Origin of the sequence: Methylobacterium tarhaniae, assembly GCF_001043955.1 — a bacterium.
GTDB lineage: Bacteria > Pseudomonadota > Alphaproteobacteria > Rhizobiales > Beijerinckiaceae > Methylobacterium > Methylobacterium tarhaniae.
Map to the genome: position 1 here is coordinate 23,042 of NZ_LABZ01000032.1, position 13,731 is coordinate 36,772.

11 protein-coding genes are annotated in these 13,731 nt (G+C 73.4%); 2 read left to right on the forward strand and 9 right to left on the reverse strand.

Features of this window, described 5'->3' with window-relative positions:
* Positions 1 to 479: 479 nt before the first annotated feature.
* Entirely contained in the window at positions 480 to 1,373 is an 894-nt protein-coding gene (locus VQ03_RS05830) for a 3'-5' exonuclease (protein WP_048449927.1), read from the reverse strand.
* Between the two features lie 463 nt (positions 1,374 to 1,836).
* Between VQ03_RS05830 and ada the strand changes: the two genes are divergently transcribed.
* Together ada and VQ03_RS05840 are read left to right on the forward strand one after the other, a co-directional pair.
* Positions 1,837 to 2,931, forward strand: coding sequence for a bifunctional DNA-binding transcriptional regulator/O6-methylguanine-DNA methyltransferase Ada (ada, locus tag VQ03_RS05835; protein WP_048449928.1), 1,095 nt, complete (start codon positions 1,837 to 1,839; stop codon positions 2,929 to 2,931).
* 351 nt (positions 2,932 to 3,282) lie between these two features.
* A complete protein-coding gene (locus tag VQ03_RS05840) occupies positions 3,283 to 3,498 on the forward strand; it encodes a hypothetical protein (protein WP_053078418.1) in 216 nt (71 codons plus the stop codon).
* Between the two features lies 1 nt (position 3,499).
* Here the strand turns inward: VQ03_RS05840 and VQ03_RS05845 are convergent, their stop codons facing one another.
* The 8 genes from VQ03_RS05845 to VQ03_RS05880 all read right to left on the reverse strand — a co-directional run bounded on the left by VQ03_RS05845 (position 3,500) and on the right by VQ03_RS05880 (position 13,719).
* Positions 3,500 to 4,216: a ribonuclease activity regulator RraA gene (locus VQ03_RS05845; RefSeq protein WP_157063973.1), complete on the reverse strand. Its 717-nt coding sequence runs from the start codon at positions 4,214 to 4,216 to the stop codon at positions 3,500 to 3,502.
* Between the two features lie 247 nt (positions 4,217 to 4,463).
* Positions 4,464 to 4,952 carry a hypothetical protein gene (locus VQ03_RS05850; protein ID WP_048449930.1) on the reverse strand — a complete coding sequence of 163 codons (489 nt, stop codon included), beginning with the start codon at positions 4,950 to 4,952 and terminating at the stop codon, positions 4,464 to 4,466.
* A gap of 82 nt (positions 4,953 to 5,034) precedes the next feature.
* Positions 5,035 to 6,693 carry an ABC transporter ATP-binding protein gene (locus VQ03_RS05855; protein WP_083467802.1) on the reverse strand — a complete coding sequence of 553 codons (1,659 nt, stop codon included), beginning with the start codon at positions 6,691 to 6,693 and terminating at the stop codon, positions 5,035 to 5,037.
* A complete protein-coding gene (locus VQ03_RS05860) occupies positions 6,690 to 7,811 on the reverse strand; it encodes an ABC transporter permease (RefSeq protein ID WP_048449931.1) in 1,122 nt (373 codons plus the stop codon). The genes VQ03_RS05855 and VQ03_RS05860 overlap by 4 nt, the downstream gene beginning before the upstream one ends.
* A 2-nt stretch (positions 7,812 to 7,813) precedes the next feature.
* Positions 7,814 to 8,737: an ABC transporter permease gene (locus VQ03_RS05865; RefSeq protein ID WP_048449962.1), complete on the reverse strand. Its 924-nt coding sequence runs from the start codon at positions 8,735 to 8,737 to the stop codon at positions 7,814 to 7,816.
* Between the two features lie 131 nt (positions 8,738 to 8,868).
* Positions 8,869 to 10,959: a methyl-accepting chemotaxis protein gene (locus tag VQ03_RS05870; RefSeq protein ID WP_048449932.1), complete on the reverse strand. Its 2,091-nt coding sequence runs from the start codon at positions 10,957 to 10,959 to the stop codon at positions 8,869 to 8,871.
* Between the two features lie 730 nt (positions 10,960 to 11,689).
* Complete coding sequence (locus VQ03_RS05875) at positions 11,690 to 13,276, reverse strand: peptide ABC transporter substrate-binding protein (RefSeq protein ID WP_048449933.1); 1,587 nt, start codon at positions 13,274 to 13,276, stop codon at positions 11,690 to 11,692.
* Positions 13,277 to 13,284: 8 nt separating this feature from the next.
* Entirely contained in the window at positions 13,285 to 13,719 is a 435-nt protein-coding gene (locus VQ03_RS05880) for a GlcG/HbpS family heme-binding protein (RefSeq protein WP_048449934.1), read from the reverse strand.
* Positions 13,720 to 13,731: the final 12 nt, after the last annotated feature.

The following is a 13,731-nucleotide window of genomic DNA, read 5'->3' on the forward strand; positions in this document are numbered from 1 at the left end:
ATGGTCGGACACCGCGGTCAATCATCAGACCGTCATCGGCATACGATCGATCGCGGCCGCAGTCGATCGGCAACGTCGCGGTCGATGAACGAAGTGTTTCGCGGCCGAGCCCGCCGCCCCGGATTGCGGCCGACTGCCGGAGCACTTGGTTCTGGCACCGACCTGCGGCCGGTCCGCTCGAAGACCGGTTGGGCCTCCCTGCCAGTGGATTTCGGCCTCGACGGCACGCGCCGTCTCCCCTGGGGAAGATTCCGAGGCCCGGACGGAGCGTCGGGCCGACGTGGCGGTCGCGATCGACGGGGGGCGCCAGCGAGCCCCGTCACGGCCCGGGTGGCGGCCGCATCGTCCCATCCCGGGCGGACCAGGCCTGCCCCGGATGAACCGGCAAGGATGGGATTCACCGAGGAATTCGCCGAGCGCATCGTTTCCGGCCTGCGCTGCGGCGGTCCCGGCTCGGGCCACGATGCGGCCGCGCCGCCTTATGCCTCCGGATCGGCCCGGGTCGAGAAGCGGTCGCGGGCGGTGAAGCGGTCGGCCGGCAGGCCGGAGGGCAGGATGCCGCGGTAGATCTCCCGCGAGAGGAACGAGCGCTCGATCTCGATCTGCTCCTCGTCGAGGTCGACGTACCAGCAGCGGCGCCGGGGCGACCAGCGGTAGTTGCGGTCCTTGAGCCGGTCCTTGAGGGCGATCGGGGCGTCGGAGGCCCAGAGCCGCACGGTCGGCCGCCGCGCCGCCTCGAGGAGGGCGGCAAGCGCCAGGCGCCCCGAGGCGCGCAAGGGCCGGGCGAGGATCGCCAGCAGCGCCTCGCAATCGTCGATCGCCCGGTGGCCGTTGTGGAAATGGCCGTGATCGGCGAGCAGGTGGCCGAGCCGCATCCCCTCGTGCCCCTCCGCCCGCCAGGGGATCTGGTGGCAGGAGCAGGCCCAGTTGCGCGAGACGAAGATCGGCCAGCGGCGCTCGCACATCTGCCGGTCGAAGCGGGCATTGTGGGCGATGACGACCCGCGCCTCGGCGGCGAGCGCCGCCACCGCCTCGTCGTCGATGCGCTGCCCGGCGACGTCCGCATCGGTGATGCCGGTGAGGCGCACCACCGCCTCGGGGATCGGGCCGGAGGGCTGGTGGAGTTGGTTGAACCGCTCCAGCACCCGGTAGATCCGACCGCTCGCGCCGTACTCGAACTTGACGATGCCGAGCTCGATCACCTCGTCGGCGGTGACGTCGATGCCGGTGGTCTCGGTGTCGAGGATCAGCCCGACGAAGGTCGGCTCCTCGGGCTCCTCGGCCGGGGGCACGAAGGGGCCGAGACGGCGCAGCACCCGGTAGTCGCCGGTGCGCTCCAGGATGGCGGCGATGTCGTCGAGCGCGTCGGTCAAGCGGCGTGTCACCTTGGGCCTGAAGCGGCCGCGCGGAGGCGGCGCGTGTCGTTTCTTGACCGCAGGCATAATCCCGCCGCGACCGCCGGGCCAAGAGCCCGGCCGCCACGCTCCACCGCAATCGCGTGCCCGTCCCACGCAGCCCTCCGGCCCCGCGCACGACAAAGCCCCGCCGTCGAGAGCCCGGAGGCGTTCGGCGGCGGGGAAGTCGAGGAGATCCGAGAGACGAGCGCCGCGCCGGCAGGGGGAGGAAAGGGCCGGCGGGTGCACCGGAGCGGCTCCCATGCCGTCCGATGTCAGCCCAACCTTCCGCCGCTGGCCCGGTTTCGGGGGCGACGGCGAAAACGCATCCGGAGTAAACCTGGGGCAAGCCGAGGCCCGAATTCGGCAGCAAGCGCCGGGATGCGCGAGGCGGCGGGCGGGGCGAGGATGGCGCCATCGCCCCACAGGGAGCACCACGATCATGCGCAACCCGGATTCCGATGTCGCGGTCGCGGGCGGCGTCCCGCCCCTCGACGAGGCCGCGCGCTTCGCCGCCATCGCCCGCCGCGACCGGGCGGCGGACGGCCGGTTCGTCTACGCGGTGCGCACGACCGGCGTGTATTGCCGGCCGAGCTGCGCCGCCCGGCCGGCCCGGCCGGAGAATGTCAGCTTCCACCCGACCTGCGCGGCCGCCGAGGCGGCGGGCTTCCGGGCCTGCCGGCGCTGCCGTCCGAACGAAGCGAGCCTGGCCGAGCGCCAGGCCGAGGCGGTGGCCCGGGCCTGCCGGCGGATCGAGGCGGCGGAAACCCCGCCGGCACTGGCCGACCTCGCGGCGGCGGCGGGCTCGAGCCCGTACCACTTCCACCGGGTGTTCAAGCAGGTCACCGGGGTGACGCCGCGGGCCTATGCGGCGGCCCACCGCGCGGCGCGGGCGGCGGAGGGGCTGCGGCAGGCCGGGACGGTGACCGAGGCGATCTTCGACGCCGGCTACGGCGCGGCGAGCCGGTTCTACGCCGCGGCCCCGGCGCGCCTCGGCATGACGCCCACGGCCTATCGCCGGGGCGGGGAGGGCGCGGCGATCCGCTTCGCGGTCGGCGCCTGCTCGCTCGGCCACGTCCTGGTGGCGGCGACGGAGACCGGACTCTGCGCGATCCTGCTCGGGGACGATCCGGACGCCCTGCTGCGCGACCTCGAGGACCGCTTCCCGAGGGCGGCGCTGACCGGGGGCGACCGCGACTTCGAGGCGGTGGTGGCGCAGGTCGTCGGCCTCGTCGAAGCCCCCGGCCGGATCGCCAGCCTGCCCCTCGACATCGGCGGCACCGCCTTCCAGCAGCGGGTGTGGCAGGCCCTGCGGGCGATCCCGCCCGGGCGCACCGCGACCTATGCGGAGATCGCCCAGGCGATCGGCGCGCCCTCGGCGGCTCGGGCGGTGGCGCTGGCCTGCGGCGCCAACCCGCTCGCGGTGGCGATCCCGTGCCACCGGGTGGTGCGCCAGGATGGCAGCCTCTCGGGGTATCGCTGGGGCGTCGCCCGCAAGCGGGCGCTGCTCGACCGGGAGCAGGCGGACAGGACCTGACGGAGCACGCCCCCCGGCGGAACCGTCGCGCCGGCAACCCGCCGGCGGCGCCGGCCAGGCGACGCGTCTGCCGCACAACGGGGCCGGCGCGGCCGGTCGCCCGGCGAGCCGGGACGCGGATGGCGGCTCGCCGTCTCCGATCGGCCGGGCTTCGAGCCGGGCGGGACTCGTCTCCCGTCCGGATCGAGGAGCGGCCGAAGCATTCCTTTAAGGAACACGAAGCGGAATTTGCATCGGGCACGGATCGACGGGCCGGGATCGGCGTTCTGTCATTGATCCCTGCCGCAAAGGTTGCGGCCGGGGTCGAGAGGAACACCCAAAGCGCGAGCCTCCCCCTTGGAGCGCAAAACCATGTCGTGCCGCCACAACGCCGTCGCTCCCCTGCCGCACATGATCGCGACGGCGCCGTCGCACCTGCGCAAGTGGCGCCGCTTTCCACGGACGTTGCCGCAGCCGGCCAACGACAATGTCCGCCCCGGCAGCACCGCCGAGGCCGGCCTGTGGGCCGCCGCCCTGGGGGCCACCGCCACGATGGTGGCGGTGCTGATCGTCGGGATGCTGGTGTGACTCAGCGCCCGGTCTTGCGGCGCCAGGCGGCGAAGTCGGCCTTGGCCTGATCGTCGACCAGCGGGTAGAGGCCGATCACGGCGCGGCCGTTCTGGACCTCCTCCAGCACGAAATCCTCGAACACCGTCATCTCGGCGGCCTCCGCGGCGATCTCGTCGGCGAGGTCCGCCGGGATGACGATCACCCCCTCGGCGTCGCCCACCATCACGTCGCCCGGGAAGACCGCGACGTCGCCGCAGCCGATCGGCACGTTGATGTCGAGGGCCTGGTGCAGGGTCAGGTTGGTCGGGGCCGACGGGCGGTTGTGGTAGGCCGGGAAGGGCAGGGCGCCGATCTCGGGCGAATCGCGAAAGCCGCCGTCGGTGACGACGCCCGCCGCGCCCCGCTTCATCAGCCGGGTGACCAGGATCGCGCCGGCGGAGGCCGCGCGCGGGTTCTTGCGGCTGTCCATCACCAGCACCGCGCCCTCCGGGCATTGATCGACGGCGACGCGCTGCGGATGGGTGGGGTCGCGGAACACCGCCAGCGTGTTCAGGTCCTCCCGGGCCGGGATGTAGCGCAGGGTGTAGGCCTCGCCGACCATCGTCCCGGCCTGCGGGTTGAGGGGGCGCACGTCCTGGATGAACTGGTTGCGCAGGCCGCGCTTGAACAGGGCGGTGGCCAGGGTCGCGGTGCTGACGGACTTCAGCGTCGCGCGGGTCTCGGGGCTCAGGGGCATCGGGGCTCTCCGGTCGAGGGCGGCCGCCGGGGCGAGGGAGCCCGCGGCACGGGCGCAAGACCGCCCCACCCGCTACCGATCCTCCCCGTCGCCCGGACGGCTTCGCCGCTCCGCGGCCACCCATGAGGCAGCCTGTGACGAGCCATTGAAGCACTAATGTTTTAGTACATCAACCATGTTGTCAGGACTCGGCCTACGATCGGACCCTTCCCCGCCCTGCGGGGAAGGGTCCGATCCGGCGCTTTGATCACTTCTTGCGCGGAGCCGGCGGCGGAGGCGTCGGGGGCTCGTCGCCGCCCTCGTCGGCCTCGCCGCCGCCGATGGTCGACTTGAGCGCGAAGGCGACGAGCGGGCTCGCGACGTCGACCACCTCGGCCTTCGTCAGGCCCTCCTTCGGATCGTAGCTGCCGACGAGCATCACGGTCCGGTTCTCGGTCTTGGCGAGGTCGAGACCATCACCGGACACGGCCACCGGCTTGCCGGCGATCTCGTCGGCCTTGCGGTCGTTGGTGAACAGGACCGTCACCTTGCCGCCCTTGACCACGCCGACGTAGCAGGTCTCCTCCGGCGTCCGGCACGGAAAGAGCATCGCGGCGACCGGGTCGGGTTGCGGCGCGGGCGCCTCCTTCGGCGGTGCCTTCGGGGCCGGGCCTTTCGGGGCGGGCTGGGCCGCCGCCGGGGCGGCGAGGGCGAGCAGCGCGAGGGCGAGTGCGGGGCGCAGGGTTCTCGGCTCCAAAGGTCTCGTCTCCTGAAGATGTGCTCGACCGAAAGGCCGCGAAGTGGCGCGCCCGCGTGGGACGTTCAAGCCCCGGGGCGGCTCACGCCTGCGCGAGGCCGCCATCGAGGTCGGCCGCCGCCACCAGCGCCCGCGTATAGGCCTCGCGCGGGCGCTCCAGCACCGCATCGGTCGGCCCGCGCTCGACCTCGCGGCCGCCCCGCAGGACCAGCACCGTGTCGGCGAGCGCGCGGACCACCGCGAGGTCGTGGGAGATGAACAGGTAGGCGAGGCCGTGCGCCGCCTGCAGGTCGCGCAGCAGGGCGACGATGTCGCGCTGCACCGTGCGGTCGAGGGCGGAGGTCGGCTCGTCGAGGACGACGAGGCGGGGCCGCAGGATCATCGCCCGGGCGATGGCGATGCGCTGGCGCTGGCCGCCCGAGAAGGCGTGCGGGAAGCGGTGGCGCCAGGCGGGATCGAGGCGCACCTCGCAGAACGCCTCGGCCGCGCGGGCGTCGCGATCGGCGGCGGTCAGCCGGGGCTCGTGGACCCGCAGGCCCTCGGACACGATCTCGCCGGCGGTGAGGCGGGGCGAGAGCGAGCCCATCGGGTCCTGGAAGACCGGCTGGAAGCCCCGGCGCAGGGGGCGCAGGGCGGCGCGGTCGAGGCGGGTGAGGTCGCGGTCCTCGAACCGCACCAGGCCGTGGGCGGCGGGTTCGAGGCGCAGCAGCGCCCGGCCGAGGCTCGACTTGCCCGAGCCCGATTCGCCGACGACCCCGACCGTCTGGCCCGCCCGCAAGGTGAGGTCGATGCCTGCGACCGCGAGGCGCGGGGGCTCCGCCCGCAGCCAGAGCCGCCGGCCCGGATAGGCGACCGACACGCCCCGGGCCTCCAGCACCGGGGGGGCGCTCGCCGGCACCGGGTCCTTCCGGCCGGCGGGCTCGGCGGCGAGGAGGTCGCGGGTCTCGGGCGCCTGGGGCGCGCGAAACAGCTGCCCGGTCGGGCCGGCCTCGACGAGGCGGCCCGCGCGCAAGACGGCGGTGCGCTCGGCGATCCGCCGCACCAGCCGCAGGTCGTGGGTGATGAACAGGAGCGCCAGCCCGAGGCGGTCCTTGAGGTCGGCGAGCAGCGCCAGGATCTGCGCCTGGACGGTGACGTCGAGGGCCGTGGTCGGCTCGTCGGCGATGAGGAGGTCCGGCTCGCAGGCGAGCGCCATCGCGATCATCACCCGCTGGCGCTCCCCGCCGGAGAGCTCGTGCGGATAGGCGGACAGGCGCGCGGCACCGTCGCGGATGCCGACGAGACCGAGCAGCTCGCGCGCCCGCGCCACCGCCTGGCGCCGGCTCATGCCGCGATGGGCGCGGAGCGGCAGGGCGATCTGATGCCCGATCGCGAAGAGCGGATCGAGGGCGGTCATCGGTTCCTGGAACACCAGGCCGATGCGGGCGCCGCGGATCCGGTCGAGGGCGGGGCGCCTCAGCCCGGTCAGCTCGGTCCCGTCGAAGCGCACGGAGCCCGTGACTCGCGCCTCCGGCGGCAGCAGGCCCATCACGGCGAGCGCGACCTGGCTCTTGCCCGAGCCCGATTCGCCGACGAGGGCCAGGGTCTCGCCCCGGGCGAGGTCGAGGCCGAGGGCGTCGAGCGCCGTCACGCCCGCTTCGGGGTAGCGCACCGTGAGGCCGCGCAGGGACAGGAGGCTGGCAGGCCCCGGACCGATGGGCCCGGGACCGATGAGCCCGGGACCGATGGGACTTGGCTTCATGCGCTCCCCCGCGGGTCGAGGGCGTCGCGCAGGCGCTCGGCCAGCAGCGTCAGGGCGAGCAGGGTGGCGACCAGGAACCCGGCCGGCACGACCAGCATCCAGGGCGCGCTCTCGAGGCTGCGGGCGCCGTCGGCGATCAGCACGCCCCAGCTCGTCGCCGGCTCCTGCACGCCGAGCCCCAGGAACGACAGGAAGCTCTCGAGCAGGATCACCCGCGGCACCATCAGGGCCGCGAAGGCGACGACCGGCCCGAGCAGGTTCGGCACCACGTGCCGGCGCAGGATCGCCGCGGTGGTGAGCCCGAGCGCCTCCGCCGCCCGCACGTAGTCGCGCCGACGGATCGCCTGCGCCTCGGACCGGACGATGCGGGCCATGTCGAGCCATTCCACTGCACCGACCGCGACGAAGATCAGCGCCACCGAGCGGCCGAAGAACACCACCAGCATGATGACGAAGAACACGAAGGGCAGGGAATACAGGATGTCGACGAGGCGCATCATCGCCGCGTCGATCCGACCGCCGAGCGTCCCGGCGAGCGCCCCGTAGGCGACCCCGATGCCGAGCGCCACCGCGGTCGCCATCAGGCCGAGCGCCAGCGACAGGCGTCCCGCCACCAGCGTGCGGGTGAGGAGGTCGCGGCCCAGCGTGTCGGTGCCGGCCAGGAACCGGAGCCGTCGCAACGGCGCCTCGACGGTCAGCCGCCGCCCATCGTCGGAGCGGCCGAGGATGCGGGCCTCCCCGAACGTGTCGGAGCGGGAGAAGAAGGTCAGCACCCGGCTGTCCACCGGCTTGTCGGCGGCGAGCGTCAGGCGGACCGCGTCGCCGGCGACCGCGACGTCCTCGGCCCGCACCCGCATGCGGAAGGCGAGCCGGTCGAGGGCGGGGCGGACCGCCTCCGGCTTCGGGGTGAGCGCGAGCGAGGGCGGGGTGCCGGGATAATCGTAATAGAGCCGGTCGTAGGGGTGGCCGGTGACGAAGGGGCCGACGAGGCAGGCGAGGGTGACGAGGGCCAGGATCGCCGCGCAGGTCCGTGCGACGCCGTCGCCGACGAGGCGCCGCCGGGCGCGGGCGAGGAGCGAGGCCTCCGCGAAGGCGGCCGGGGGGCTTGCCGCGGACATGCTCACCCGACATCCCTCGATCGCGGGTCGATGAGGGCGCAGGCGAGATCGGCGACGAGGTTGAGCACGAGGACGAAGACCGCGATCAGCACCACGGTGCCCAGCACCAGCGTGTAGTCGCGGTTGATCGCGCCGTCGACGAAGTAGCGCCCGATTCCGGGCAGGCCGAACACCGTCTCGACCACCACCGAGCCGGTGAGGAGCCCCGCCGCCGCGGGCCCGAGATAGGACACGACCGGCAGGGCGGCCCCCCGCAGGGCATGGAGCGCCAGGATCCGGGGCGGCAGGCCGAGCGCCCGCAGGGTGCGCCAATGCGGCCGGTCGAACACCTCGACGAGGCCGGCCCGGGCGAGGCGGGCGATCACCGCCACCTGCGGCAGCGCCAGGGTGGCGACCGGCAGGACGAGGTTTCTCGGCGCCCCGTCGTCCCAGCCGCCGACGGGCAGCCAGCGCAAGGACAGCCCGAAGGCGATCTGCAGGAGCGGGGCCACCACGAAGCCCGGCACGGTGAGCGCGAAGGTGCCGAGCGTGGTCACGGCATGGTCCAGCCACGAGCCCCGCCGCAGGGCCGAGAGCACGCCGAGGCCCGTGCCGAGAAGGAGCGCGACCAGGAGCGCGAGCCCGCCCAGCGTCATCGAGACCGGCAGGCCGCGGGCGAACAGCTCCGCCACCGAGAGGTCGCGGACCGAGAAGGAGGGCCCGAGATCGCCCCGCACCAGGGCCGCGAGGTAGCGGCCGTACTGGACCAGCAGCGGCTGATCGAGGCCGTAGACCCGGCGCAGGTTCTCCATCGCGGCGGCCGGCAGCGGCCGTTCCAGGTCGAACGGCCCGCCGGGGGCGAGCCGCACCAGGAAGAACGACAGGGTGACGACGATGAAGAGCGTCGGGACGCTCTGGGCCAGGCGGCGCAGGATGGTGGCGGGCACGGGACCGGACGGCTTGGGCGGGCGGGTCTTATGGGGCCGGGGCGCCGGATCGCGCCGGCCCCCGTCCCGGACCGCAGGATAGACCATCGGCCCGGGATGGAACGACCCTTTTCGCGCCGGTGCCGCGCGCCTCAGGCGGCCCGCAACCCGGACAGGAAGGCGTCCACCTCGCCCCGCAGCGTCTCGGCATCCGCCGACAGGCGGCGTGCCGCCGTCGCCACCTCGTCCGCCGCCGTCCCGGCCTCGCCGGCATGGGCCTGGACCTGCGCGATGCTCGCCGAGACGGCAGCAGCGCCCTGCGCCATCTCGGTCACGTTGCGCGCCACGTCGCGCATCGTCACCTGCTGCTCCTCCACCGCCGCCGCCACCGCCGTCGAGCCTTCATTCGCCCGGTCCAGCGTGCCGCCGATGCCGCCCACCGCCGCCACGGCCCGCCGCGTCGCCTCGCGGATCTGCGCCACCTGCTCGCCGATGTCGTCGGTCGCCCGCGCCGTCTGGCTCGCCAGTTCCTTGACCTCGGCGGCGACGACCGCGAAGCCGCGTCCCGCCTCGCCGGCCCGGGCGGCCTCGATCGTGGCGTTCAGCGCTAGGAGATTGGTCTGCGCGGCGATCGAGGAGATCAGCGCCACCACCTCGCCGACCTTCTGCGCCCCGGCCTCCAGCGCCTGCACCGTCGCGCCGGTGCCCTTGGCGTCCGACGCGGCCGTGGCGACGAGGTCGGCCGAGCCGGCGACCTGGCCGGCGATCTCGCGGGCGGTCAGGCTCATCTCCTCGGCGGAGGCCGCCACCATCTGCACGTTGGACGAGGTCTGGCGGGCGGTCGCCGCCACGGAAGCGGCTTGGCGCCCGGTCTCCTGCACGGCATTCGCCATGGTGCCCGCATTGCCGCCGAGCCGGGAAGCGGCGCCGGACAAGGCGTCGACGAGGCCGCCGATGCGGCCCTCGAAGGTCCCGGCCATCTCGGCCAGGGCGGCCCGGCGCTGCGCCTCGGCGCCAGCCCGGGACAGGGCGGCCTCCGCCTCCAGGGCCTGGTTGCGGGCCAGGCTCTCCTTGAACACGGCCAGGGCCCGGGCCATGGCGCCGATCTCGTCGCGGCGATCCCCGCCCGGGATCGCCGCGTCCTGGTCGCCGCCCGCGAGCCGGCCCATGACGTCGGTCATGCGGGCGAGCGTCCCGGTGACGCGGGCGATCACCGCGAGTCCGGCCGCCGTGAGGGCGACGGCCAGGGCGACGAGCACCAGGTTGCCGACGAGGCCCTCGCGCGCCGCCGCGGCGCGGGCATCGGCCGACCGGCTCAGGAGCGCCACGGCCTCCTCGGAGACGCCGGTGACCGGTTCGAGGGCGACGCCGATATCCTTGCGCCAGTCCACGACCGGCGGCCGGGGCAGGGCGAGGTCGGAGAGGGATGCGATGACGGCCTTGCGCTTCTCGGCGAAGGCACCGCCGAAATAGCCCTCGTCGGCCCGGGCGAGGGCGGCCCGCAGCCCCACGAGGCTGGAATCGCGCTGCACGAGGGTGCGCACGAAGGTCAGTGCCTGCTCGGCCTGGGCACGGAACACCAGGATGTCGCGGATCTCCTGCGGGGTGGCGAGGCGGTTCTGGGCCAGCACGTTGGTGATGTTGACGTCGGCGTTGCCCACCAGGGTGCGGGAGGTCCAGGAGGAAACCCGGGCGGAGACGTAGTCGGACAGGCTCGGGTCGGAGGCCTGGACGTGCCTCTCGATGGCGGCGGCCATCGCCTCGACGGCGGCGATGAGCGCCGTGAGGTCGGCCATCGACCGCTTGGCGACGGCCCGGTCGCGCTCGGCGGCGGGCTTGCGCATCTGCGCGTCGACGGCCTGCCGCGTCGCCCGCACCCCGTCGGAGGCCGTGCGCACGGCCTTCGTCAGGTCGTCGAACCGGCCGGCATCGAACCCGTCCATCCGCGACAACGCCGCCGGCAGGACCTCGTCGAGGGCATTCCGGTAGCCCGCGACCATCGCCTGGGATGCCTCGGCCGCGGCGCCGTCGAGCACCAGGGCGGCGGCGGTGGCGTTGCGCTCGAAGCGCGCATTCACCAGGATCTTCAGCAGGAGCTGGTCGACGGCGGCGAGCCGGGACACGTCGCCGGCGATCCGCCAGTTCGTCCAGGCCGTGTTCAGGCCCCAGCCGCTCACCCCCAGCCCGATCAGGCTGAGGGCCAGGACCAGTATCGTCAGCCGTGATCGAATCGATCGAACCATGTTTCCCCGCCCCTTCGGGGCGGTGCCGCTCACGGCGAGCCTCCCCGGCAAGATGTCCCGCGATACGTTCCTTCGATCACCTGAAATCAGGTGCGCCCCGTGCCGTCGCATCGGCCGTCACGCAACCGATGACATCACGCCATTGCTGGGCCATCTGGATCCCGAGCGATTTGAGGAATGCATTCCTTTATAACTGCACCGTCTTCATGTATCTCGACCCGTGCCCGGGCGTCGACGACGTGCCTTCGCAGTCTTTTACCCTGCGAAAGCCTAAGGCGAGGTGTAGATTCCCGACATGCAACCTTCGCGCACTCGATTCGGGCGCGTCGGCCCGCGCGAGCCGTGTCGACCAGGCGCACGCCCGACGGCCGAGTCATACCATCGGCCCAGGATGCCGACGCATCGATTCGATCTCGGGCAGGCCCGAGCATCAACCTCGATCTCGGGCAGGCCCGAGCATCAACCTCGATCTCGGGCAGGCCCGAGATCGACGGGGCCGTTGACCCATCTCGAATTGTCGATGCCAAGCCCAGAGGTCCGGGACCTTGGGCTTGACGACAATTCGAGAACGGAACCAAAGGTCGTTGTCTTTCGACCGTTGGTGTCATGCCAGCGCGCTGATGCATCGCCACGTCGATGCGTCAGCGTTCGGCGCATCAGCGCCTGTGGCGCAGACCCATTCGGGCTTGGCCAGCGCCTTCGAACAAGCCTGTTCGAAGGCGCTGCGGTGTCAGGGGGACAGGGACAGCCAGCGCGTCGGCGAGACGCCGCGCAGGTTGGGCACGAAACCGCGCAGGCGGGGCCCGATCAGGTGCTTGTGCCGGTAATGCAGCAGCGGGATCCAGGGCAGGTCGGCGAGGAAGAGCTCTTCCGCCCGGTAGAGGATCCGGGCCCGGGCCTCGAGGTCGGTCTCGCGGGCCGCCTCGCGCATCAGGGCGTCGTAGGCCGGGTTGGCGTAGCGGCCGGAATTGAAGCCGTCATTGTCGCTCTCGACCAGGAACAGGAAGTTCTGCGGATCGGCGTAGTCGGCGATCCAGCTCGTCCGGGCGAGGTCGAACGGCCCGCCGTCGCGCAGATAGGCGAAATGGGTCTTGGCGTCGGTGGCGGCGAAGGACGTGGCGACGTTGAGCGGCCGCCACATGTCGGCGACCGCCACCATGGTGTTCCGGTTGTTGTCGGTGATGTTGTAGCGCAGCTCGACCGCGAGCGCCTTGCCTCCCGGGCCGTAGCCGGCCTCGCGCAGGAGCGCGACCGCCGCATCCTCGCGTTCCAGCGGCGAGAGGTCCCGGCCCGGCATCGTGGGCGGCGGCAGCGCGTTGTCGAGGCCGGCGGGGGTCAGGGAATAGGCCGGCAGCATCGTCTCGCCCCACACCGCCTCGGCCAGGAACTCCCGGTCGAGGGCGAGGGACAGGGCGCGGCGCACCCGCTCGTCGCCGAGGGGAGCCTTCCTCACGTTCACCATCAGGGCGAGCACGCCGAGGGCGGGGTTGAGGATCACCCGCTCGCCGAAGCGGGCCTTGAGAGCGCGCACCTGGTCGGCGGGCAGGTCCTCGAGGGAATCGATCTCGCCGGCGGCGAAGCGGCGCACCGCGGCGGCGAGGTCCGGCGTCGGGATGTACTCGACCTGGGGGATCGCGACCCGGGCAGCCTCCCGAAAATGCGGGTTGCGAACCGCCGTGATGCGGTCGTTGGGGGAGAAGTCCTTGAGGAGGTAGGCGCCGTTCGAGACGAGGTTGCCCGGCCGGGTGAAGGCCTCGCCGTGGCGCGCCAGCGAGGGCCGGTGGAGAGGCGTGCTCGCCTGGTGGGTCATCAGCTCGACGAAGTAGGGGGTCGGCTGCGCGAGCTGGATCACCACCGTGCCGGGATCCGGCGCCGCGACCCCGACGGCCTCCACCGGCATCGCGCCGCGATTGACGGCTTCGGCATGGCGGATCGGCGCCAGGACGCTCGCGTATTTCGCCCCCGTCGCCGGGTCGAGCATGCGCCGGAAGCCGTGCACGAAATCGTCGGCGACGACCGCGTCGCCGTTCGACCAGCGCCCGTCCGGGCGCAACGAGAAGGTCCAGGTCAGGCCGTCGGCGGAGGTGGTCCAGCGCGCGGCGGCGCCCGGCCCCAGGGTGCCGTCGGGGCCGTAGGCGCTCAGGCCCTCGTAGAGGTCGAGGAGGATCGTCGCCTCGGCCAGGGTCGAGGTCTTGTGCGGGTCGAGGGTCTCGGGATCGGCACCGTTGCCCCGCCGGTAGGCGGCGGGGCCGGCGGCCCGGGCGGGCCGCACCAGGCTCGCGGCGCCGAGGCCCGCCAGGAGGTCGCGGCGCCGCATCGCCGGCCTCAGGCGCCGGTCTCGCCCTGGAGCCCGGCGGCCGCGATCCCGGCGAGCGCGGCCTTCTCGTCGTTGTCGGAGGTGTCGCCCGAGATGCCGACGGCGCCCAGAAGCGTGCCGTCGCGCTTGATCAGCACGCCGCCCGGGACCGGGATGAGGCCGGCCGGACCCGCCACATGGGTCACGGCGGCGACGAAATAGGCCTGCTCCTCGGCCCGCTTGGCGATGGCCCGCGAGCCGATGCCGAGCGCCAGCGCGCCGTTGGCCTTGCCGGTGGCGATCTCGGACCGCTTGAGGCTGGTGCCGTCCTCCACGCCCGCCGCCTTGAGGGCGCCGCGGGCGTCGAGCACGACCACCGCCAGGGGCTTCAGCCCGAGCTCGCGGCCGGCCTTGAGGGCGGCGGTCACGATGGTCGAGGCGGCATCGAGGGTGAGGTCGGACATCGTGGCAGGCTC